A 26,093-nucleotide genomic window follows, 5' to 3' on the forward strand; every position below is an offset into this window, starting at 1 on the left:
GGGGTGGACCCGGCCGAGGTCGGCTGCCTGGAGGCGCACGGCACCGGCACCCCGCTCGGCGACCCGCTGGAGATCGCCGGACTGCGCGAGGTCTTCGGCGGGCTGCCCGCTGGAAGCTGCGCGCTGGGCTCGGTCAAGTCCACCATCGGCCACCTGGAGTCGGCCGCGGGCATCGCCGCGCTCACCAAGGTGCTGCTCCAGTTCCGGCACCGCACCCTGGCGCCGTCGCCGCACGCCGAACCGCTCAACCCGGAGATCGACCTGCGGGACACCCCCTTCCACATCCCCCGCGAGGCGCAGCCGTGGCCGTCCCCCGTCGTCGGCGGCATCGCCCGGCCCCGGGTGGCCGGGATCAGCTCCTTCGGCGGGGGCGGCGCCAACGCGCACCTCGTCGTGGCCGAGTACGTGCCGGAGCCGGCCGCCGCGGCCGGGGCGCCGCCCGCCGAACGCCCGGACCGCGCCCCGCAGCTCGTGGTGGTCTCCGCACGCACCGGCGAGCAGCTCCGGCAGTCCGCCGGCCGGCTCGCGGACTTCCTCGACGACGGCGAACCGCACCCCGTCAACGGCGCGGCCGAACGCACCTGCGCGGCCGCGGTCGCCGAGGTGCTCGGCGTCGCCTCCGAGGACATCGACCCCGGCGCCGAACTGCGCGACCTGGGGCTGACCGCGGCCGAATGGCCGCGGCTGCGCCGGCTGCTGGCCGACCGGCTGCCGCTGCCCGCCGCGCCCCCCGCGGACGGCACCGTCGCCGCACTGGCCGCACAGGCCGCGCGGCAGGCGGACGAGCTGCCGCGCACCGAGGCCGAACTCGCCGACATCGCCCACACCCTGCGGGCCGGCCGCGCCCCGATGGACGTCCGGCTGGCCCTCCTGGTCGCCGACACCGGCGCGCTCCACCGGGCGCTGCGCGCCGCCGCCGACGGCCGGGAACCCGCCTGCCCGCACTGGTCCGGCGACCGGGCCGCGGCCCTGCACGGCCCGCAGGACGCGGGCAGCGGACCGCGGCCCGCGGGCGGCGACCGACCGGGCGCCGGGGACGACGCCGAGGTGGAACGGGCGCTGCGGGACGCCGACCTGTCCGCACTGGGCGCGCTGTGGGCCCGCGGAGCGACCGTGGACTGGAGCCGGCTGCCCCGCCCCGCCGCGGGATGCCGGGCACCCCGCCGGATCGCGCTGCCGACCTACCCGTTCGCCCGCAAGCGCTGCTGGATACCCGCCCTCCCCCCGGCGCCGGTGCGCCCCGGACCCGGCCCGGCTGCCGCAGCCGAGCCGCCCGCTGCCGACGGGCCTGCCGAGGAACAGCACGATCGGCTCGGCCGGTTCGTGCCGCGCTGGCGGCCCGCCGGCCCGGTGCCCGCCGCCGCGCCGCCCGAGGGGCCCGTGCTGGTGCTGGCCACCGAAGCGGCGCGGGACCTCGCCGCCGCCCTCGCGTCGACCGCCGGGGACGTCCGGCTCGTGTGGCTGGACCAGCCGGACCCGCTGCCCGCCCGGCTGCCGGACCGGGCCGGGACCGTGATCCATCTCGGCGGGGTGCGCGGCGGCACGGAACCCCCGGGCGTCGCCGACCTGGAGCGGGGCGCGGCCTCGCTGTTCGACGTACTGACCCGGGTGCGGGCCCGCGAGCTGCGGGTCGTCACCTCGGACGTGCACCCCGTCGACGGCGGCCCCGGCGACAACCCGATGGGGGCGGCGCTGCACGGGCTGGCGCAGGTCGCCTCCGCCGAGTTCCCGGACACCCGGGTGGTGTGCGTGGACGTCGGCCGCCTCGACCCGGTCGCCGACCGGGCCGCCGCGGTCCTCGCGGAGCCCCCGCACCCCAAGGGCCGGGCCGTCGCGGTGCGTGCCGGGCACCGGTACACGCGCACCCTGGTCCCGGCCGCCGGCACCGCCGCGCCGCCCTACCGGGAGGGCGGGGTGTACGTGCTCGCCGGGGGGACCGGCGGCATCGGCACCCTGCTCACCCGGCACCTCACCGAGCGGTTCCGGGCCACCGTCGTCCTGCTCAGCCGCACCGGACCCGGCCCCGAGCACCACGCGGAGCGGGAGCGGGCCCGCCGGCACGGCGGCGAGGTGGTGCGGTTGCGCGCCGACGTCTGCGATCCCGCGGCGGTGGCCGACGCGTTCGCCCTGGCCAGGGAGCAGTTCGGTGCCGTGCACGGGGTGTTCCACCTCGCGATGACCTTCGACGACCGGCCGATGGCCGAACTCACCCGCGCGGAGTTCCGTTCCGCGCTCGCCGCCAAGGCCGACGGCACCCTCGCCCTCGACGCGGCGGCCGCCGCCGCCGATCCCGACTTCCTCGTACTGTTCTCCTCCACCGGGTCGTTCGGCTCCAGCTCCGGCAACAGCGGCTACACCGCGGCCTCGGCCTGCCAGGACGCGCTGGGCCGGTACCTGGACGCCACCCGCGGCTACCCGGTGCGGGTCGTCAACTGGGGCTACTGGGGCGCGGTCGGCTCCGGAGCCCGGGACGGGCTGCCCGCGATCTTCCGCGCGCTGGGCATCGGCGCACTCGCGCCGGAGGAGGGCCTCGCGGAACTCGCCGGCGTACTGGCCGGATCCGAGCCGCAGGTCATGGTGATCCGCGCGGAACCGACGGCGCTGGCCGCGCTGGCGGACACCGCGGAGGCCGCGGACGCGGCGCACTCCGCGGCAGCGGCGGGCCCGGCCGGCAGCGTGTCCGCCGCGGGCAGCGCCGGTCCGGCGACGGTCGCGGGCCACGCGGACCGTACGGAGGCACCGGGCGGAATCCCGCGCCCGGCCGGCACCTCCGGCGCCGGCTCGCCGTCCGGCACCGGCGTCCCGAGCGTCCCGGTGCCCGCGGACGGCGGGCTCGCGGCCGTCCGCGGACTGCTGGACGCCGCACCGCGGAACCGCGCCGGTGTCGACCGGGTGCGGGCCGCCTACGCCACGCTGGAACCCCTCGTCGCCCGCGGTCTGGTCGTCGCGCTGCGCCGGATGGGCGCGTTCGGCACCGACGAGCCGGTCGCCCGCGCCGAACTGGTCGAGCGGCTCGGCATCGTGCCCGCGCACGCCCGGCAGACCGACGCGCTGCTCACCCTGCTGGTGCGGGCCGGCTATCTGGCCGAGGAGGGCTCCTCGGTGCGGGCGCTGCCCGCCTTCGGCGCCACGGCGGACGCCTGGGACAGCGCCGGGATCGACGCCGCGCTCGACCGGCTGCGTGCCGAGCACCCCGAGGTCGCCTCCACGATCCTGCCGGTCCAGCGGTTCCTCGCCGCCTACCCCGAGGTGCTGCGCGGCCGGGCCAACGCGACCGAGATCCTCTTCCCCGACGCCTCGCTCGACCTGGCGGTCGGCTTCTACCAGGGCAACCCGCTCACCGACCACTACAACGACCTGGTGCGGGACGCGGTCGCCGAGCGGCTGCGCGCCCGGCTGCCGCACCTGGCGGCGGGCGAGAAGGTGTCCGTCGTCGAACTGGGCGCCGGGACCGGCGCGACCACCGAGCGGGTGCTGCCCGCGCTGGACGCCGAGGCCGCCCGGGTCGAGTACGTCTACACCGACGTCTCGCCGCGGTTCCTGGAGCACGGCCGCACCCGGTTCGGCGCGCACCGTCCGCACCTGGGCTTCCGCCTGCTGGATCTGCGCGCCGACGCCGCACAGCAGGGCTTCACGCCCGGCGGCCACGACGTGGTCGTGGCGACCAACGTCGTGCACGCCACGCCCGACCTGGCCGAGACGCTGCGCTCGGTGCGCTCGCTGCTGCGCCCCGGCGGGTGGCTCGTGCTCAACGAACTCACCGAACCCCGCGGTTCGGTGACCGTGGCCGGCGGCGTGCTGGACGGCTGGTGGTCCTTCCGCGACAGCGGGGTGCGGATCCCCGACTCGCCGCTGGCCGAGCCCGCCACCTGGACCCGGCTGCTGCGCGAGGCCGGATTCGCCGAGGTGGCCACCGCCTCCGGCGACCCGGATCTCGGACAGACCGTGCTGGTCGCCGAGGCGGGCACCGGCCAGGTCTCCACACCGGCTCCGGCCCGCCCCAGGAGCAACCCCGCGGCCGCCCGTACCGAAGGGGTGCCCGCCGGTCTGCGGGCACTGGTGGAGGGCCGGCTCAAGCTGGACGAGCACATCGACCCGGACCGCCCGCTCGCCGAGTACGGGTTCGACTCCCTCACCGGGATGCAGGTCGTCACCGGGATCGCCGAGACCTACGGGGCCGAGGTGCGGCTGGTCGACATCCTGGAGCACACCACCCTGCGCCGGCTGGCGGCCCATCTGTCCGAGGCGGGCGTCCTGCCCTCCGCAGCCCCGCCCTCCGGCCCCTCCGCCGAGTCGTCCGGCGCCGCGCCCCCGGAGCCGGCTGCGCCCCCGGAGCCGGCTCCCGCACCGGCCCCGCCCGCAGCGTCCGCCCCGGCACCGGACCAGGAACCGCCGGCCGTGTCCGTCACCGCACCGGCTCCCGCGGCCGCGCCCCGCCGCGGCGAGGAGCGGCGCGCCGTGTCCGAGGGGCAGCGGGCGCTGTGGGTGATCGAGCAGACCGCGCCCGGCAACGCGGCCTACAACCTGCCGGTGGCGGTGTGGCTGGACGCGGACACCGACCTCGCGACCCTGCGTGCGGCGCTGGAGATCCTGGTGGCGCGGCACCCCGCGCTGCGCACGGTCCTCGCGGACGAGGACGGCACCCCGGTGCAGATCGTGCGCCCGGAGGCCGCGTTCGCCTTCAGCCACGAGCGGGTACCCGCCGCCGAGGCGGACGCGCTGGCCCGGCGGCTGCGCGCCCGGGTGCGCGAGCCGTTCGACCTGGCCGGGGGGCCGCTGCTGCGGGCCGAGGTGCACACCGTCCCCGACGGGCGGCACGCGCTGCTGCTCACCCTGCACCACGCGGTGTTCGACGGAACCTCGATAGCCGTCCTGCTCGACGAGCTCACCGACGCCTATCTGGCCCTGCGCGACGGCCGCCCCGTGCCGCAGCCGCAACCGGCCGCCGACTACGCCGACTTCGCGGACTGGCAGCGCCGCATGCTGGCCGGGCCGCGCGGCGACCGGCTGCGCGAGTTCTGGCGCGAGCGGACGGCGGGAGCCGAACTGCTCCGGCTGCCGACCGACCGGCCGCGTACGGAGGCCCCTTCCCTGGACGGGGCCAGCACCGAGCACCGGCTGGACGCGGAGCTGATCGCTGCCGCCGAGCGGTATGCGGCCGAGGCGGGAGTGTCGCTGTTCGCGGTGCTGTTCACCGCCTGGATCGCCATGCTCGACCGGCATGCCGAACAGCGCCGGATCACCGTCGGCACCCCGGTCGCCGGCCGGCCCGAGGGCCGGTTCGCGGGCACCGTCGGCTATTTCGTGAACCTCGTCCCGGTCACCGTGGAGCCCGGCCCCCGGGACACCTTCGGCACCCTGCTGCGCCAGGTGCGGGCCGAGGCGCTGGACGCGGTCGAGCACGGCGACCACCCGTTCCTCCGCATCGCCGAGGACCACGGGGGGCCGCTGGTCAGCACCGCGTTCTACTTCCAGAACTGGCTCGCGGAGCGCTCCGGACCCGCCCTCGTGCGCGGGCTGGTGGACGGCGTCCACCAGGAGGGCGAGTTCGAGCTGACCGCGGACGTGGTGCGGTCGGCCGAGGACTGCAGACTGACCCTCAAGTACGACCCGCAGCTCTTCGACCGGGCCACGGTGGACGGCTTCGCCGAGCGGTTCCGCACCCTGCTGGCCGGGTGCCTGGCCGACCCCGGCCGCCCGCTCGCCGACCTGGACCCGCGCACCACCGCCGAGCGGGAGCTGGCCGCCGCCGAGCAGCGGGCCGCGCACCGCGACTACCCGCGCGGACGCACGGTCGTCGACCTGGTCGCCGAGCAGGCCGCACTGCACCCCGACCGGACCGCCGTGGTCTGCCGGGGAGAAGAGATCGGCTACCGCGAACTGCACACCAGGGCGACGGCGCTGGCGGCCCGGCTGCGCGCCCGCGGGGTGCGGCGCGGCGACACCGTCGCCGTCCTCCTGGACCGGGGCCCCGACCTGGTGGCCGCGCTGCTCGGCGTGCTGGCCTCCGGCGCCGCCTACGTCCCCCTGGACCCCGGCTACCCGGCCGAGCGGCTGCGGCACATGACCGACGACGCTGCCGTCCGGCTGGTCGTCGCCCAGCGGGGGACGAGCGAGGCGGCCGGCGGCGTCGACGCGCCCGTGCTGCGGCTCGACTCCGACCCGCACGACGCCCCCTCCGACGGGACCGATCCGTCCGGCCCGTCCGCGGCGGCGGCGCCCGACGCGGGCCCCGGCCCCGAGGACGACGCGTATGTCATCTACACCTCCGGCTCCACCGGGCGCCCCAAGGGGGTGCGGGTCGGGCACCGGGCGCTGGTCAACCTGCTGTGGTCGATGCGGCACGAGCCCGGCTTCACCGACCGCGACCGGATCCTGGCCGTCACCACCGTCTCGTTCGACATCGCGGCGCTGGAACTCTTCCTGCCGCTGGTCACCGGCGGCAGCGTGGAGATCGCGCCGTCGGCCGTCACCCGGGACGGCCTCGCGCTGCGGCGGACGCTGGAAGCCGGCGGTGCGACGGTCATGCAGGCGACCCCGGCGACCTGGCGGATGCTGGTGGCCGCGGGATGGAACGGCGGCCACGGGCTGCGCGCGTTCTGCGGCGGCGAGGCGCTGGACCGGGAGACGGCCCGCGCGCTGCTGGCCCGTACCGCCGAGGTGTGGAACCTCTACGGACCCACCGAGACCACCATCTGGTCCTCGGTGGCCCGGGTACGGGACGGCGAACCGATCACCCTGGGCCGCCCCGTCGCCAACACCGTCCTGCGGCTGCTGGACGGCGCGGGGCGTGCGGTGCCCGCCGGAGTCCCCGCCGAACTGCACATCGGCGGGGACGGTCTGGCAGCCGGCTACCTGGGCCGGCCGGAGCTGACGGCCGAGCGGTTCGTGGCCAACCCGGTCGATCCGGAGACCGCGCCGCTGCTCTACCGCACCGGCGACCTGGTGCGGCGCACCGCCGACGGGACGCTGGAGTACCTCGGGCGGATCGACGCCCAGCTCAAGATCCGCGGCCACCGCGTCGAGCCCGGCGAGATCGAGCAGGCGGCGCGGGAGCTGCCGGGGGTGGCCGACGCGGCCGTCGTCCTGGCCCGGACCGGTGCGGGGGCCGCGGTGCTGCGCTGCTTCTACACCCCGGCGCCCGGCGGGCCGCGCCCCGAACGCGCGGACCTGGGCATCCGGTTGCCGGACTACATGGTCCCGGACGAACTGATCGAACTGGCCGAACTGCCCAGAACCGCCAACGACAAGCTCGACCGCGGCCGGCTGGCCGCGCTGCCCCGCCCGTCCCGGGCACGGCAGGGCCCCGCGGCACCGGCCGCCCCGGCACCGGCCGCCCCGGCGTCCTCCGCCCCGGCGGACGACGGCACCCCGGCCGCAGCCGTCGAGGCGCTCGCCGGGCGGCTCGCCGACCTCGTCGCCGAACTGCTCGGCGTCCCCGCCGACGAGGTGGAGGTCACCGACCGGTTCGGCGCGCTCGGCGTGGACTCGGTGCGGCTGACCGAGCTGAGCGTCCGCATCCGGCGCACCTGGGGGGTGGAGCTGGCGCCGCCCGCGTTCTTCACGCACCCCACCCCGCGGGCCGCCGCCGCGCACCTGCTGGAGACCCACCCCGACGTCTTCGCCGCGACCGGACCCGAACAGCCCGCGCGGGGACCGGCGGAGCCCTCCGCGGCCTCCGTGCCGGACACGCCCCGCGCGGCGGAGACCGCGGTGATCGGCATGGCCGGGCGGCTGCCCGGCTCGCCCGACCTGGACGCGTTCTGGCGGCACCTGGCCGCCGGGGACGACCTGATCAGCGAGACCCCCGCCGAGCGGTGGGACTGGCGCGCACTGGGCCGCGCACACGGCGAGCGGACCGGCCGGGCCGCCCGCTGGGGCGGCTACCTCGACGACGTCGACCGGTTCGACGCGGCGTTCTTCGGGATCTCACCGCGCGAGGCCGAACTGATGGACCCGCAGCAGCGGCTGGTGCTGGAGGCGGTGTGGACCGCGCTGGAGGACGCCGGACTGCGGCCCTCCGCGCTCGCGGGAACCCGGGTCGGCGTGTTCATCGGCGTCTCCGGCGTGGAGTACGCGCAGCTCCAGCGGGACGGCGGACGGCACCTCGAAGGACACGCGGGGACCGGCGTGGCCCAGTCCCTGGTGCCCAACCGGGTCTCCTACTTCTTCGACTTCCGCGGCCCCAGCGTGGCGGTCGACACGGCATGCTCCTCCTCGCTGACCGCGGTCGCGCAGGCGGCCGCCGCGCTGCGGACCGGCGCCTGCGACCTGGCCGTCGCGGGCGGGGTGAACCTGCTGCTGTCGCCCGAGGTGTACCCCGCGATGGCCGACGGCCGGATGCTCAGCGAGGACGGCCGCTGCAAGACCTTCGACAGCGGCGCCGACGGCTATGTGCGCGGCGAGGGCGTCGGCGTGGTCGTGCTGCGCGACCGCGCCGAGGCCGAGCGCCGCGGAGACGTCGTGCACGCCGTGCTCAAGGGGATCGCGACCAACCACGGCGGGCTCAGCTCGTCGCTGACCGCACCCAACACCGAGGCACAGAGCGCCCTGCTGGTGGACGCCTACACCGCCGCCGGTGTCGGCCCCGCCGAGGTGGACTACCTGGAGGCGCACGGCACGGGCACCGAACTGGGCGACCCCGTCGAGGTGTCGGGCATGCGCGCGGCGTTCGCGGAGCTCGCCCGGCGGCGCGGCGCACAGCTGCCCGCCGAGCCGTACTGCGGCATCGGCTCCGTCAAGTCGAACATCGGCCACCTGGAGACCGCGGCGGGCATGGCCGGGCTGTTCAAGGTCGTGCTGGCCATGCGGCACGAACTGCTCCCCGGCAACCTGCACTACACGGAGCGCAACCCGTATCTGGAGCTGGAGGGCGGGCCGTTCCGGGTGCTCGACGCACCGACACCGTGGCCGCGGCGGGCCGGGCGGCCGCGGATCGCCGGGCTCAGCTCGTTCGGCGTGGGCGGCGCCAACGCGCATCTCGTCCTCCAGGAACCGGCCGGGCGCCACGCACCGGCACCCGAGACCGCCGCACCGCTGGCCTTCCCGCTGTCGGCGCGCACCGCGGGTGCGCTGGCCGGCCGGGCCCGCGCGCTCGCGGCGTACCTGGAGCGCCCCGACGCCGCGCACGTGCGGCTCCTCGACGTCGCGCACACCCTGCTGACCGGACGCGAGGAGATGGCCGAGCGTGCCGTCGCCGTGGCCGGGGACCGTGCGGAGCTGATCGGGACGCTGCGGGCCCTCGCCGACGGCGAGGAGCGAGCCGGACTGGTACGGGGCCGCGCCCGCAAGCGCGGCAGGCGGGCGGCGGCAGCCGTCCCGGCCGCACCCTCGGACCCCGCCGCCGGCACCCTGCTCGACCGTGCCCGCCGCTGGGTCGAAGCCGGCCCGGCCGATCTGACCTGCGCGGAAGGGGGACAGCGCGTGCCGCTGCCCACATATCCGTTCGAGCGCGTCCGGCACTGGGCGTCCGCCGCGGCTCCCGCGCCGGCGACGCCGCGTCCCGCACCGCTGCACCCGACCCTGCTGGACACGGAGGTCTCCACCGCGGACGGCCCGGCCTTCGAGAAGCACCTGCTGCCGGACGCCTTCTATCTCGCCGACCACCAGGTCGGGGGAGAGCCCGTGCTGCCCGGCGTCGTCCACCTGGAGCTGGCCCGGCTGGCGGGCGAACTCTCCGGCCGGGGGCGAGTGCACGCCGTCGGCGGCCTGGTGTGGGGCAGCCCCGTGCGCCCGGGGCCGGACGGACTGCGGCTGCGGGTCCGGCTGGAGGAGAGCGCCGGGCACGAAGCGGAGGTCCCGTTCGAGGTCGTCTCCACCGCCGACCGGAACGGCGCCGGGAACGGCGCCGGGAACGAGGACGCGGCGGACCGCGGCACGGTGCGGCACGCCGGCGGCGTGCTGCGCTTCGGTGCCCCGGCGGCACCGCGGGCCGGGCTGGACGTGGCCGCCGTGCGGGCCCGCTGCGACACCGTGCGCACCCGTCAGGAGTGCTACGACCGGGTCGGGGCGCTCGGGTTCGACTACGGGCCGAGCCTGCGCGCGGTCCAGGAGGTGCGGCACTCCGCCGACGAGGCGCTGGCCACTCTGGAACTGCCCGCGCCCCGGCGCACCGACACCGCCGGCTACCGCTTCGAGCCCGCACTGCTGGACGGCGCGCTCCAGGTCGTCGGCTGGATCGTGGACACCGCCGCGGCCCGCGCCGAGGACGGGCGCCCGGTGCCCTATCTGCCCTTCTCCGTGGAGGAGATACAGCTGCTGGACGCGCTGCCCGACCGCTGCCTGGTGCACGCCGTCCGGGTGCGCTCGGCCGCCGGAGTGCAGGTGTTCGACCTGACGCTGGCCGACGAGGGCGGCCGGGTGGTGTGCCGGGTCGACGGCTTCGCGCTGCGCGCCCGCACCCCGGGCGCCGACCGTGCCTCCGGCGCCGACCGTGTCTCCGGCGCCGACCGTGTCTCCGGTGGTGGCCGGACCCCGGACGGGGCCGCCGAGGCGCCGCACGCGTTCGTCCCCGTCTGGAAGCCCGCCGCCGTGGAGCCCGCGCCGGCCCCGGGCACCGTGGTCTTCCTCGGCGAGGCCCCCGCCGGGCTCGCCGCCGCCGCGGCCCCGGCCGAGGTGGTCACCCGCCGTCCGGGCGAACCCGTCGCCGCACTGGTCGCACGGCTGGCCCACGCGACCGCGCCGCTCACCCTGGTGCAGACCCCGCCCGGCCGCGCCGACCTGGAGGACGCGCTGGACGACGGCTTCCACCTGGCAAGGGAGACGGCGGCGGCCTGGGTCGCCGCACGCCGGGGGAGCGCCCGCTGGCTGTACCTGTACGACAGCGCCGCCGACCACCCCGAACTCCACGGCGCCATGGCCGGCTTCGCCCGCTCGCTGGGCTGGGAGCATCCGGACCTGGCGATGCGCGTCATCGGCCACGCGGGTCCGGACCCCGCGGCCGTGCTGAGCGCCGAGCTGACCCAGGCCGGGCCCGCCGAGGTCCTGGTGGAGCCCGGGGCGCGGTTGGTCCCCGGCTGGGAGCACGTCGAACTCCCGGAGGGTCCCGGGGTGCTCACCGGCGGTCCGGGCGTCCACCTGGTCACCGGCGGCACCGGTGCTCTCGGACTGGCCTTCGCCGCCCGGCTGGCCGAACGGGACCCGGCCGCCACCGTGCTGCTGGCCGGCCGGACCGCGCCCGAGGCCGCCGTACTGGACCGGCTGCGCGGCACCGGCGCCGACGTCCGGTTCGTCCGCGCCGACCTCGCCACCCGCGACGGCGTCCGCAGCGCGGTCGAACAGGCCCGCGAGGCGGGCGAGCTGGTGGGCGTCGCCCATCTGGCCGGCACCCTGCACGACTCCTTCCTGCTGCGGAAGAGCCGCGCCGAGGCCGATGCCGTGCTGCGGCCCAAGGTGCTGGGCGCCGCCTGGCTGGACCAGGCCACCCGGCACGACCCGCTGCGCTACTTCCTGGCCTACTCCTCGACCGCCGCCGCGTTCGGCAACGTCGGCCAGGCCGACCACGCCACCGCCAGCGGCTACCTGGACCGGCTCGCGGCCCGCCGCGCCGCACGTGCGGCGGCCGGTGAGCGGTCCGGAGCGAGCCTGTCGGTGCAGTGGCCGCTGTGGACCGACGGCGGAGCGGCTGCCGAGCCCGCCGTCATCAGCGCGATGGCCGACCGGTTCGGCATGCGCCCCGTCCGCACCGGACCCGCGATGGCGGCCCTGGAGCGGGCCCTGGCCGGTGCGGCGCCGTCGGTCCTGCTGGCGCCCGGCGACGCCGACCGGATCGCCACCGCCCTCGGCGGCACCGCGGCGCCGCACTTCGGGGCGGAGCGCGAGGTTCCCGCGGCGCACGCCCCCTCGGCGGACCGTGCCGTCTCCGCGGAGACGGCGACGACCGGGGCGGCGGAGTCCGCGGCCGGGTCCGGCGAGCTGCGGGCGCGGGCCCGCGTGTTCCTCGCCGGGCTGCTGGCCGAGCAGCTGCGGATGCCCGCGGACGACATCGATCCGGAGGAGGACTTCGACAGCTACGGGGTCGACTCGCTGATCGTGATGAGCGCCACCACCGCCCTGGAGGAACACTTCGGGCCGCTGTCCAAGACGCTGTTCTTCGAGTACGTCACCCTGGGCGAACTGGCCGACCACTTCGCCGCGGAGCACGCGGGCGCGCTGGCCGCGGCGCTCGGCGACGACGGGGTAGCGCAGGCCCCCGCGGCCGCGGCACCGTCCGAGCCCGCCGCGGTCACCACACGGTCCGAGCCCCCCGCGACCGCGGCCGCCCCCGGGACCCCGGCGGTCGCCGAGGCGCCGAACACGCCCACCGGTACGGCGGATCCCGCCGCACCCGTACCCCCGCCCGCAGCCGCCGCCGACCCCGCCGCGCGCGCGGACGAGGACATCGCGATCATCGGGGTCGCCGGGCGCTATCCGCAGGCCGAGGACCTGTGGGAGTTCTGGGAGAACCTGCGCGCCGGCCGCGACTGCGTCGAGGAGGTGCCCGCCGACCGCTGGGACCACGACCGCTGGTACGACCCCGAGCCCGGTACACCGGGCCGCACCGCGACCCGCACCGGCGGATTCCTGCGCGACATCGACAAGTTCGACCCGATGTTCTTCCGGATGTCGCCGGTCGAGGCCCGGCATCTGGACCCGCAGGAGCGGATCTTCCTGGAGACCGTCTGGCACCTGCTGGAGGACGCCGGCCGCACCCGCGCCGACCTGGCGGCCGTCCGCACCGGCGTGTTCGTCGGCATGATGTACGGCCACTACCAGCTCTACGGCGTGGACGCGGCGCTGCACCGAGGAGGAGCCGCCACCTCCTCCTCGTACGCCGCGGTGGCCAACCGGGTCTCCTACTTCTACGGACTCGACGGGCCGAGCATCGCGGTGGACACCATGTGCTCGTCGTCGCTCGCCTCCATCCACCTGGGCTGCCAGGCCATCCGCACCGGGGACTGCGACGTCGCCATCGCGGGCGGGGTCAACATCACCAGCCACCCGGTGAAATACCTCCAGCTGTCCCGCAGCGGCTTCCTGGCGCCCTCCGGCGCGTGCCGCAGCTTCGGCGACGGCGGCGACGGCTTCGTCCCGGCCGACGGCGCCGGTGCCGTGCTGCTCAAGCGGCTGTCCGCGGCGGAGGCCGACGGGGACCGGATCCTGGCCGTCGTCCGCGGCTCGGCGGTCAACCACGGCGGCGCGAGCAAGGGCTACAGCGTGCCCAACCCGCGGGCGCAGGGCACGCTCGTCTCCGAGGCGCTGGCCAGGGCCGGGGTGCGGCCCTCCGAACTCGACTACCTGGAGGCGCACGGCACCGGTACCTCGCTCGGCGACCCGATCGAGATCAACGGGCTGTCCCGGGCCTTCGCGGACGACCCCGCGGCGCGTACCGTCCCGATCGGCTCGGTCAAGTCCAACATCGGGCACGCCGAGTCGGCCGCGGGTATCGCCGCCGTGACCAAGGTGCTGCTCCAGCTCCGGCACCGCACCCTGGTGCCCTCGCTGCACTCCGACCCGCCGAACCCCGACATCGACTTCGCGGGCACCCCCTTCCGGGTGCAGCGCGAGCCCGCCCCCTGGCCCGCGCGCACCGGCCCGGACGGCCGGGATCTGCCCCGGCTCGCCGGTGTCAGCGCGTTCGGCGCCGGCGGCAGCAACGCCCACCTCGTGCTCCAGGAGTACCTGCCGGCCGAGCGCCCCGCACCCGAGCAGCGCCCGCCGTACCGGGCGGTGCTCTCGGCCCGGAGCGCGGAGCGGCTCACCGAGTCCGCGCGCAGGCTGGCCGACTTCCTCGACGGGGCCGGCCGCGACACCGACCCGGCGGCGCTGGCCTACACGCTGCAGGCCGGCCGGGAGCACCTGCCGCACCGGCTCACCGCCGAGTTCACCGACACCGCCGCGCTGGCGCGGGCCCTGCGCGGCCACCTCGACGGCTCGCACCCGCTGCCGGCGGGTGTGGCGGACCGCAAGCGCGCGGCCGGGACCGACCCCGCCGCCTGGGTGCACGGCGCCGCGGTGGACTGGCGGGCCGGCTGGGGCGCCCGTCCGCCCGCCCCGGTCCCGCTGCCGGGCTACCCGTTCGAGCGGGACCGCTGCTGGCTGCCGGAGGCCGCCGAGGACCTGGCGGGCCCGCGCCGCACCGCCGGACCCGCGACCGCCGGGTCCGCGGAACCCGGGACGGCGGACACCGCGGCCGGACCGGCCCCGGTGGTGCCGGCGGACGCCGCGCCGCCCGCGCCCGGGTCCGCCTCCGGCGGGACCGCGCGGAACCCCGCCGAGGAGCACGAGGTGTCCGGCGGGGTGCTGCGCGGCGAGACCGTGCTGACCACGGACACGCCCCACATCGCCGGGCACCGCGTGGACGGCCGGGCGCTGATGCCCGCGCTCGGATACGTGGACCTCGTCCACGAGGTGTTCGCCGCGCACGGACACCCCGCCGGCACCCTGCGGATGTCCGATCTGACGGCCCTGCGCCCGCTGGAGGTCACCGACGCCCGCCCGGTGCGGCTGACCGTCGAGGGCGTCCCCCAGGGAGACGGCCGCCGCTGGAGCGTCACCGTCGCCGACGCCACCGGCAGCTACGCCACGGCCGAACTGGCCGCGGAGCCGGCCGCGCTCACCGGGACGCTCGACGTGCCGGCGGCGCGGGCGTCGGCGACCCGGCGGCTGCCGCTGGCCGAGGTCTACGCCGCCGACGAGGGAGCGGGCCAGGTCTACACCGGTGCCGCGCGCGCCGAGGGCGAGGTCTGGGAGTGCCCGGACGGGCTGGTCGCCGAACTCGTCGCGCCCCGGGTGGCGGGACGGGACCGGGTCCCCGACTTCGACCCGGCGCTGCTGCTGGCGAGCGCCGTGGCGCCGGGCCTGCTGATGACCGACGGGCCCGGACCCTATCTGCCGGTGCACGTGGCCGCGTTCCGCGCCGCCGGACCGCTGCCCGCGCGCTGCTTCGCCCGGATCGACACCGCCGCCGTGCGCCGCGGTCCGGAGCTGGTCACCCTCGACGTGCAGCTCTACGACGCGCTCGGCCGCCAGGTGGCCGAGATCAGCGGGCTGTCCAGCAAGCTGGTCGACCGTGCGGACCGGCGCCCCGCGTCCGGCGCCGCACCGGAGACGCCCGCGTCCGTGAGCGCCGACGAGGCGCTGCTGCGCGGGGTGTTCGCGGCCCGGCTGGACCGCGAGCCCGAGTCCCTGGACGTGCGGTCCGGATACTTCGACCTCGGCATCGAGTCGGCACAGGTCCTCGAACTCGTCGCCGCCGTGGGAGAACTCGTCGGCGAGAGCCAGTCGCCGACGCTGCTGTTCGAGTACACGACCGTCCGCGCCCTCGCGGCGCACCTCGCGCCCCGCTACCCGCACGTGTTCGACGGGGCAGCCCCCCGCACCTCCGCCGCGGAAGCGGCCGGCGTACCGGTGGCGCACTCCGCCGCCGCACCGACCGCGTCCGGCACCACGGCCCCCGACTGGGCGGACGGGCTGACGCCCGACGACGCCGACCGGTGGGTGGCCCGCGAAGTGCTGGTGCGGCTGCGGGAACTCGGCCTGTTCGCGGACGGGCCCGAGCCCCGGGCCGGGCTCGCCGCCCGGTACGCGGTCGTGGACAAGTACCACCGGTGGCTGGAGGAGGCGCTGCGGCTGCTGGCGGCCGCGGGGTTCACCGACGACGCCGACCCGGTCGCCCTGCGGGAGGCAGGCCGCCGCGCCGCCGACCCGGCGGCCGATCCGGAGTGGGCCCGGCTGCGGTCCCGGCTGGCAGCCGACCCGTACTGGCAGGCGCAGCTCGCGCTCGTCGAGGACTGCGTCGCCGAACTGCCCGCCGTCCTCACCGGAGTCCGGCCGGTCACCGAGATCCTCTTCCCCGGCGGGTCGCTGGACCGGATGACGGCCGCCTATCAGGGCAACGCCATCGCCGACGGGCTGAACCGGACCGTCGCCGAGACCGTCGCCGCGTTCGTCCGGAACAGCGCCGACCCGGTGCGGATCGCCGAGATCGGTGCCGGGACGGGCGGGACCACCGCGGTCGTGCTGCCCGCACTGGACGCCGTCGGCGGACCGGCCGAGTACTGGTTCACCGACCTGTCACCCGCGTTCCTGAGCAAGGCCGAGGACCGGTTCGGCCCCGGCCGCGACTATCTGCGCTACGGCCGCTGGAACGTGGAGGAGCCGGGCGCCGACGAGAAGCTGGCCGGCGGCAGGTTCGACGTCGTCGTCGCCTCGAACGTGCTGCACGCCACGGGCGATCTGCGCACCGTCGCCGCCAACCTGGCCGGCGCGCTGCGGCCCGGCGGACTGCTGGTGATCAACGAGGTGACCCGCAAGTCCGCGCTGCTCACCCTGACCTTCGGACTCCTCGACGGATGGTGGCTATACCACGACGAGGAACTGCGCATCCCCGGCGCGCCGCTGCTGACGGCGGACGGCTGGCAGCGGCTGCTGCACGAGCACGGGTTCGGCGCCGTCGCCCGGCCCACGGCACGCGACGAGGCGTTCGCCGAGGTCGTCGTGGCGACGGCGGGAGCGGCCGAGGACTCCCCGGTGCGGCTGCTGGCCGAGGACTGGCAGCCCGCACCCCTGCCGGCGCCCGGCCCGGCCGCCGCCGATGCGGGCCGGATCGCCGTACTGACCGCTCCCGGCAGCGCGGCGCTGGCCGACCGTCTGCTGCGGGAACTGCCCGGCGCCACCGTGCTGGACGTGACCGCGCCGGAGGTGACCGGGCTCGCCGGGGCCGGGCCCGCGGCGGACACCGTCGTCGACCTGACCGGATGCTCCCCGGACGGCGACCCCGGCGACCACCTGGAGACCTGGCTGCCGTGGCTGCAGCGCGCCTGCGCCGGTGCGCGCCGCGTGCTCGGCGTCACCCGCGGTCCCGGCAGGTCCGGTCCGCACGCCTCCCGGGTGGCCGGACTGTACGGAATGCTCGGGCACGAGCTGCGCCGGCTGCGCGCCACCCACCTCGAACTCGACCCGGCCGAACCGGACGCGGCAGCGGCCGCCCGCGTGCTGGCCGAACTGCCGGCGGCGGACGGGCCGGGCCGGGTGCGGTACCGCGACGGCGACCGGCAGGCGCCGGTGCTGCGCGAGCACCCGGCGCCCGGTACTCCGGCGACACCGGTCTTCGGCCGGGACGAGGTGCTGCTGGTGACCGGCGGCACCCGGGGCGTGGGCCTGGCCGCCGCCCGGCACGCGGTGACCGCCTGGGGCGTGCGCGACCTGCTGCTGGTCGGCCGCGAGGAACTCCCGGACCGGGCCCGGTGGGCCGAGCGGGCCCGGCAGGACGACGCGCTCGGCCGCAAGCTGCGCGGGCTGCTCGATCTCGCCGCGACCGGTGCCCGGATCCGGACCGCCGCCGTGGCGCTGGGCGAACCGGGCGCCGAGGCGGCGCTGACGGCGCTGCTGCGCGAGAGCGGCCCGGTCGGCGGTGTGCTGCACGCCGCGGGCACCGTGGACGAGGACACCCTCTCCTTCGCCCGCAAGACCCCGGCGAGCGCCCGCCGGGTGCTGGCGCCCAAGGCCGAGGGCGCCGAGGCGGTGCTGGGCGCGGTCGCCGGGCAGCCGGTGCGGTTCGTCGTGCTGTTCTCCTCGGTGGCCTCCGCGCTGCCCGCTCTGGCCGTGGGCCAGAGCGACTACGCCATGGCCAACACCCACCTCGACGACCTCGCCCGGAGGGGCGCGGCGGTGCCGGTGGTCAGCGTGCAGTGGCCCAGCTGGGACGGGATCGGCATGGGCGCGGCGGGCACCGGGCCCGCCTACCGGGCCGCCGGACTGGCACCGCTGCCCGCGCAGGACGGTCTGCGGGTGCTCGACCTGGTGGTCTCCGGGGGTACGGGACCCGTGGTGCTGCCCGTGGTCCCCGCCGACGACCGCCCGCTCGGCCGGCTGGGCACGGTGCCCGGGAAGGAGCCCGGCACCGGCGCCGGGTCCCCCGGGAGGGCCGGGTCCGCCGGAGCGCCGACGCCGCCGACGGTGCCGGCCGCGGCCGCACCGCACCCGGCGTCCGCGACCGCCCGCACCGCGGAGGCCGGGCAGCCGGGCGGCCCCGACCGGTCCGCCGCCGGCTGGCTGCTCGATCTGATCGCCGAGCAGCTGGAGTTCGACCGCGACCGGCTCGACCCCGACACGCCCGTCCACGACTACGGCACGGACTCGATCACGCTGGTCGAGCTGACCCGCACCGCCTCCACGCGGCTCGGCGTCGAACTGGACCCCTCCGTGCTGATCGAGCACCCGACCGCGAACGAGTTCGCCACCTGGCTGACGGAGCACCACCCACAGACCGCACGCACCGCGTTCGGATCCGTCGCGCCGGAGGCGACCGCGGCGCCGGAGGCGACCGCCGCGACAGCTCCCGCCCCCGCCCCCGAGCCGGGCGGCGGGGCCCAGGACCCCGTCCCGGACGGCGGACCGCGGGCCGTCGGGCCGGGGAGCGGAATCCCGGTGGCCGCCGAGCGCCCGGACACGCCCCGCGACCCGGCCGCCGAGGACGGGGTACGGGACGGCGACCTGGCCGTGATCGGACTGTCCTGCCGGTTCCCCGGCGCCTCCGACCCGGAGGCGTACTGGCGGCTGCTGGCCGAGGGCCGGTCGGCCATCGCGCGGGTGCCCGGGAACCGCTGGCCCGGCGAGGGCGGCGGCTTCCACGCGGGACTGCTGGCCGACGCCGACCGCGAACTGGACCCCGGGTACTTCCGCATCGGGGACGCGGACGCCGCGGCGATGGACCCGCAGTCCCTGCTGCTCCTGGAGGAGACGCTGTTCGCCTGGTGCGCGGCCGGATACCGCGCCGAGGAGCTCAGGGGCCGGGAGATCGGCGTCTACATCGGCGGCCGCACCGCGCGGCTGCCCGCCCGCGAGACGGTGCTGGCCAGCCGGAACCCGGTGGTGCTGGGGCAGAACTACCTGGCCGCCAACATCTCCCGCCACTTCGACCTGCGCGGGCCCAGCGTGGTCGTCGACACCGCGTGCTCGTCGGCGCTGGTGGCGCTCAACCTGGCCGCGCAGGCGCTGCGTGCCGGGGAGGCCGAGGCGGCGGTGGTCGGCGGCGTCACGCTCATCGAAGGGGCCGCCGCACACCAGGTGTTCGAGCAGCGCGGACTGCTCACCGCCGAACCGGAGTTCCACGCCTTCGACCGGCGCGCCGGAGGGTTCGTCCCCGCCGAGGGCGCGGGCGTCGTGGTGGTCAAGCCGCTGGCCGCGGCCCGCGCGGACGGCGACCGGATCATGGCCGTCGTCAAGGGGATCGCCGTCAACAACGACGGCCGCACCGCCGGTCCGGCCACCCCGAACCTGGCGACCCAGCAGCAGGTCCTCTCCCGCGCCCTGGCCGCCAGCGGCCACCGCCCCGAGGAGATCGGCTACCTGGAGGCCAACGCCTCCGGCTCGCCGGTGACCGACCTGATCGAACTCAAGGCCGTCCGGGAGGTGTACCGCTCCGGATCCGCGGCCGAGTGCGCGCTGGGCTCGGTCAAGCCCAACATCGGCCACCCCCAGTGCGCCGAGGGCATCGCCGGATTCATCAAGGTGGCGCTGATGCTGGAGCGCGGGCGGCGGGTGCCGTACCTGAGCGGGCAGCAGCCCCCGGAGCACTTCGACCTCGCCGCCTCGCCGTTCCGCTTCGACCGCGAACAGGCGCCGTGGCCGGGGCCGCGGGTCGCCGCGCTGAACAGCTTCGGCGACGGCGGCACCAACGCGCACGTGGTCATGGCCGCCTGGACCGGGGACCGCGGCAGCCGCACCCCGCTGCCCCGGCCCGCCCTGGACCGGCGCCGCGTGGAGTCGACCGGCACACCGGTGGGTCCGGCACCCGAGCCGGTGCGGGCCGCCGCCGTTCCGCGGCAGTCCGGGGCGCCCGCCGGGTCCGCCGCCGTACCCGCCGGGCCGGACCGGGCCGAGCCGGTCGCCGTGATCGGCATGGCGGGGCGCTACCCCGGCGCGGCCGACCTGGACGGGTTCTGGACCAACCTGCTCGGCGGCGTGGACAGCGTCGTCGAGGTGCCGGGCGACCGCTGGGACCACCGCGACTTCGCCCACCTGCGCAGCGCCTCCGGCCGTCCGCTCTCCTCCTGGGGCGGCTTCCTGGAGGACGTGGACGCCTTCGACGCGGCGCTGTTCCGCATCTCCGCGGCCGAGGCCGCCGTGCTGGACCCGCAGGAGCGGCTGTTCCTGCAGACCTGCTGGGCGGCGATCGAGGACGCCGGGCACACCCCGCAGTCGCTGTGCCCGCCGGCCGGTCCGGGCGGCCGGCGCCGCGGCGGGGTGTTCGCCGGGGTGATGCACAAGGACTATCCGCTGCTGGGCGTCGAGCACGCCGCGCGCGGCGGCGACCCGGTGCCGCTGGGGCTGAGCCAGGGCCAGATCGCCAACCGGGTGTCGTTCTTCTGCGACTTCCACGGCCCCAGCGTCGCCGTGGACACCCTGTGCTCCTCCTCGCTGACCGCCGTGCACCTGGCCGTGCGCAGCCTGCGGGACGGCGAGTGCGCGGTGGCGGTGGCCGGCGGTGTGAACCTGTCCCTGCACCCGGCCAAGTACGTCGGCTACGGGCTGGTCAACATGCACTCCACCGACGGCCGCTGCCGCTCCTTCGGCGAGGGGGGCGACGGCTACGTGTCCGCCGAGGGAGTGGGCGCCGTCGTCCTCAAACCGCTCTCGGCGGCCGAACGCGACGGCGACCACATCTACGCACTCGTCCGCGGCAGCGCCGTCAACCACGGCGGCGCCGCGGGCGGGTTCAGCGTGCCCAGCCCGCCCGCGCAGGCCGCGGTGCTCACCGAGGCGCTGGCGGACGCGGCGACCGACCCGGCCACCATCGGGGTGCTGGAGGCCCACGGCACCGGCACCTCGCTCGGCGACCCGATCGAACTGCGCGCCCTGGCGACCGCCTTCGGGGACGCGGCGAAGCCCGAGTCGTGCGCGCTGGGTTCGGTGAAGTCCAACATCGGTCACGCGGAGGGTGCGGCGGGCATCTCCGGGCTCACCAAGGCGGTGCTGCAACTCCACCACCGCACGCTGGCACCGACCCTGCACGCCGACCCGGCCAATCCGCTGCTGGAGCTGGACAGTTCCCCGTTCCGCATCCAGTACGCGGCCGAGGAGTGGACGGTGCCCGACGGCGGGCCGCGCCGCGCCGGGGTCAGCTCGTTCGGCGCGACCGGCGCCAACGCGCACGTGGTGCTGGAGGAGTACACCGGCCCGCGGGAGGCCGCGGCGGCCACCGCGGCCCCGGGGCCCGTGGTGGTGCCGCTGTCGGCCCGCACCGTGCCGGCACTGCGGGCGGTCGCCGCGCGGCTGCTGGACCGGCTGCGCGGCGGCGCCGCCGACCCGGTCCGCGAGGTCACGGCCCGGCTCGCCCGGGTGCTGGGCACCGACCCGGCCGATCTCGACCCCCGGCAGCCGTGGCACGAGTACGGCATCACGGCCGCCGAGGTCACCCAGGTCGCCCGGTCGCTGGCCGAGCTGCTGCCCTCGGGCCGGCCGCCCCGGCTCACCGCCGGGCACACCGTCGCCGAGGCCGCCGCCCTGGTGCCGGCGGGCGCCGGGGACCTCGCGCTCGCCGACGTGGCCCACACCCTCCGGCACGGCCGGGTGGAGCTGGCCGAGCGGGCCGCGTTCGCCGTTCCCGACCTGGCCGGACTCGTCCGGGCCCTCGGCGACTTCCTCGCCGACGACCGGGTGCGGGTGCACGGCACGGAAGCGGCGCTGCGCCCGTCGGCCGAACGGTGGGTGGAGGGTGCCGCCGTCGACTGGACGGACCGGCCGGGCGCCGCCCGCGGCCGCCGGGTCAGCCTGCCCGGCTACCCCTTCGCGCAGGACCGCTACTGGTTCACCGACCACTCCGCCGCGCCCGCCGGGAACGCGGCTTCCCCGGCGGAGGCCGCCCCCGGCTCCGCTGGGCAGCCGCAGGAGCCGGAACGTGGACCGGAACAACACGAACAACACGAACAACAGGGACACGAACAACAGGGGCAGGGGCAGGGGCAGGGGCAGGACGCGGACGGCGCGGCGGACGCGCTCACCGCACCCTCCCGGGGGATGCTGCGGGTGCCGAGCTGGGAAGTCCGCTCACCGGCGCCCGAACCGGCCGCCGCCGGGGGGCGGGTACTGGTCGTCGAGTCCGGGGCCGGTGCCCTGGCCGAGGCCGTCGGCGCCCACCACCGCGCAGCCGGGGCCACCGTTGTTCCGGTGACGACGGGCGCCGGCACGGTGGGCGCGGGGGCGCTGCGCACCGTCTCGCCCGGCGACCCCGATGCCTTCCGCACGGTCCTCGCCGACGTCGGCCCGGTGGACCGGGTGCACCTCCTCGTCGGTGCCGAGGACCCGCACGCCCGGGTGGACGCGGACGTCCAACTCCTCGCCCTGCGGCTGCTGCGCGCCCTGTCCGAACGGAACGGCGGCGAGCGGATCGACTGCCACCTCACCACCCACGACACCCACGGCACCGACGGCCGCGCCGCCAACGCCACCGGCGCCGGACTGACCGGGCTCGCCTACTTCCTGGCCCAGCAGCGCAGCCGGTACGCGGTGCGCAACGTGGACGTCTCCGCACGGGAGACCGATCTGCCGGCGCTGGCGGCTGCGCTGATCGCCGAGCCGGCCAGCCCGGCGGGCGAACTGACCCTGCTGCGCGCGGGCAGGCGCTACCGGCAGCGGTTCGACGAGGTCGAGCCGCCCGGTGGCGAGTCCGGCCTGCGGACGGGCGGTGCCTATCTGGTGATCGGCGGTGCGGGAGTGGTCGGTCAGGCCGTCACCCGGCACCTGCACGAGCACTACCGGGCCCGGGTCGCCTGGGTGGGCCGCAGGCCCGGCGACGACGCGGCGGTCCGCGCGGCGCTGGACGCCGCGACCGTCGGGGACCGCGCCCCCGCCTACCTGCGCGCCGATGTGACGGACCCCGAGCAGGTGCGGTCCGCGGTCGCCCAGGCCAAGGAGGCACTGGGCGCCCTGCACGGCGTCGTGTTCGCGGGCGCTTCGACCATCACCGAGCAGGCCCGGGAGGTGACCGCGCTGGACGACGCCGAGTTCCGCCACCACTACGAGGTGAAGGCCCGGGGCGCCGTCCATGTGGCGGGCGCGCTGGTGGACGAGCCGCTGGACTTCCTGTGCTTCTTCTCCTCGGCGCAGGCCTTCGCGTTCGGCGGCGCCGGAACCCACCCGGCGTACGCGGCGGGCATCACGTTCGCCGACGCGTTCGCCCGGGCCATCGCCGTGGCCGCGCCGTTCCCGGTCGGGGTGCTCAACTGGGGCGCCTGGGCCTCCTCGTTCGGCGAGGCGGCCGCCGAGCACCCCGGGGTCGGCTTCCTCGGCGACGAGGAGGGCGCGGCCTGCTTCGACGCCGCCCTACGGCTGCTGACCTCGGGCGGCGCCACCCAGACCGTCGGCCTGCGCCCCGGCGGCGCCGCACCGGCGCGCGGACCGGGATCCGCGCAGGCCGGGGCACCCCGGCCCGCGGAGGCCTGGCCCGCGGAGGCCACGCGATCCGCGGAACCCGCAACCGCACCCGTGCCGGAGCCCGCAATCGCGCCCGTGCCGGAGCCCGCAACCGCGCCCGAGCCCCTGCCTCCGCGGACGCCGCCGGAGTCGCCTGCCGCCCCCGGGGGGCCGTCTGCCGCAGACGAGGGGTCGGGCCGGGAGCAGGCGCCCCCCGCGCAGGGGGCCGACCGGGACCGGATCAGGTCGCTGACCACTCAGCGGCTCGCCCGGGCACTGCGCGTGCCGCCCGAGGAACTGTCGTCCCGCCGCGCGTTCGCGGAACTCGGCGTCGACTCGATCACCGGGATGTCCTTCGTCTCCGAGCTCGGCGAGGAGCTGGGCCTGGAACTGGACGCCGCACTCCTCTACGACCACACCACCATCGACCGGTTGACCGACCATCTCACCGATCTTGTCGACAACGCCTCCGGAGGGCAGCGATGACGAGTACCGAGTTCCGATCCGTCGTGGATCGCTACCTCACCGCCGGCCCGGCCGCCGCAGCGGAGCCGCCGCCCGCCCCGACCTCCGCACTGGACATCGCGGTGGTCGGGATGGCGGGCAGGTTCCCCGGCGCCGACGACGTCCGCACGTTCTGGGAGAACCTGGCCGCGGGGCGCAAGAGCGTCGGCGAACTGCCCGCCGAGATCCTCGGCGAGGGCGCCCGGGGCTACCGCTGGGGCGGTGTGCTCGCCGACCGGGACTGCTTCGACCCCGAGTTCTTCGGGATCGATCCGCGCGAGGCCGATTCCATGAACCTGCACCAGCGGCTGCTGCTGCAGGAGGCGTGGCACGCCGTCGAGGACGCGGGCATCGACCCGTTCTCGCTCTACGGCTCCGACACCGGGATGTTCGTGGGCGCCGAGCCCGCCGGGTATCTGCACGAGTCGTTCACCGGCGCCTCCGACGCGCTGGTCGCGGCCCGGCTGTCCTACTTTCTCGACTGGCACGGCCCGGCGCTGATCGTCAACACCGCCTGCTCCTCGTCCGTCGTCGCGATCCACATGGCCTGCCGCAGCCTGCTGGCCGGCGACTGCGGGATCGCACTGGCGGGCGGCGCCAACGTGGGCCTGGACCACAGTTCGCTGAACCTGCTCGCGGACATGGGGGTGCTCTCGCCGTCCGGTGAGTGCCGCACCTTCGACAACTCCGCCAACGGCACCGTGTTCGCCGAGGGGGTGGCGGTGCTGGTGCTCAAGCGGCTCGCCGACGCCGAAGCGGCCGGCGACGACATCCGCGGCGTCATCCGCGCCACCGGCGTCAACCACGACGGCGCCAGCAACGGCCTCACCGCGCCGAGCGGACCGGCCCAGGAGAAGCTGGTCGAGACGGTGTACCGGCGGCACGGCATCGACACCTCCCGGGTCGGCTACGTCGAGGCGCACGGCACCGGCACCGTGCTCGGCGACCCGGTGGAGGCCGGAGCGCTGGCCCGCGCGTTCAGCAGGCAGCAGCCGAACCCGGACGGGTGCGTGCTCGGCAGCGCCAAGGCGAACGTCGGCCACACCGGCGCGGCCGCGGGCGCGATCGGCCTGGTGAAGGTGCTGCTGAGCATGCGCAACGAGCGTTTCCCCGGGATGCCCACCTTCCGCACCCTCAACCCCATGATCAAGCTGGACGGTTCGGGTATCACCATCGACGCCGTCGGCAGGCCGTGGCCCGCGGTCCCGGGCGCACCGCGGCTCGCGGCGGTCAACTCCATGGGCCACAGCGGCACCAACGCGCACCTGGTGGTGGAGGAGTACCAGCCCGCGCCGCGTCCGGCGGCCGGGGACCGCGCACCGGGCCCGGTGGCGGTGCCGCTCTCGGCCCGCGACCGCGAGCGGCTCGGCGTACTGGCCGGGGAACTGGCCGACCACCTCGAACGCGTCTGCACGACAGGCGCGGAGAGCGGCCAGGACACCCTCCGCCGGCTCATCGCCGACCTGCTGGGAATCGACCCCGCCGGACTGCGCGGCGACCGGAGTCTGGAGAGCCACGGCGCCGAGCCCCACCAGCTCGCCCAACTGGGCAACCTGCTCACCCGGCAGACCGGCCGTCAGGTGACGGTCGACATGCTCTACGAGTCGCCTTCCGTGGACAGCCTCGTCGCCTCACTGGCCCCGGCCGCCCGGCCGGACGAGCGGCAGCCGGTGTGGGCCCCGCCGACGCTCGCCGATGTGGCGGCGACCCTCCAGCAGGGACGCGCCGCGCTGGACGAGCGGGCCGTGGTGGTGGCCGGTTCGGTGCCCGAACTGGTGGCGGCGCTCCGGGCGCTGGCCGCGGACCGCCCCACCGCGGACACGGCCGTGGGCCGGGCCCGCAGCGGGGCGCCCCGCGCGACCGGCGGCACCCCGGCGGAGCTGGCCGCGGCCTGGTGCCGGGGCGCCGAGGTCTCCTGGCCGGCCACCGACGGGCGGCGCATCTCGCTGCCCGGCTATCCGTTCGCGCGCAACCGCCACGGCAGGGACCGGCTGGCCCCCCGCTCGGCTGCGGGAGCCGCCGTCCCGGCCACCCGCCCGCAGCCCGCCGGGCAGCCGGGCCCCGCTCAGCGGCCGGCCGCCGAGCCCCGGACCGCCCCGGCAGCCCCCGCGGCGCCCGTGGCCGCCGCGCCGGTGGCCGCCGCGGCCCCGGCCACCTGCGACGGCCCCGGCAGCGTGCGGTGCCCCCCCACGCGC

At 77.1% G+C, this 26,093-nt stretch carries 2 protein-coding genes; both read left to right on the plus strand.

What is annotated here, in order from left to right; genetic code table 11:
• The coding region (locus A949_RS37860) for a non-ribosomal peptide synthetase (protein WP_019359971.1) at nt 1-23,880 on the plus strand (23,880 nt) is incomplete at its 5' end.
• Nucleotides 23,877-26,093 (plus strand): type I polyketide synthase (locus A949_RS0131080; RefSeq protein WP_026005215.1); only part of this gene is annotated, 2,217 nt, incomplete at its 3' end. The genes A949_RS37860 and A949_RS0131080, both read left to right, overlap by 4 nt.

The sequence above is a fragment of the Streptomyces sp. AA1529 genome, from assembly GCF_000280905.1.
Classification (GTDB): domain Bacteria; phylum Actinomycetota; class Actinomycetes; order Streptomycetales; family Streptomycetaceae; genus Streptomyces.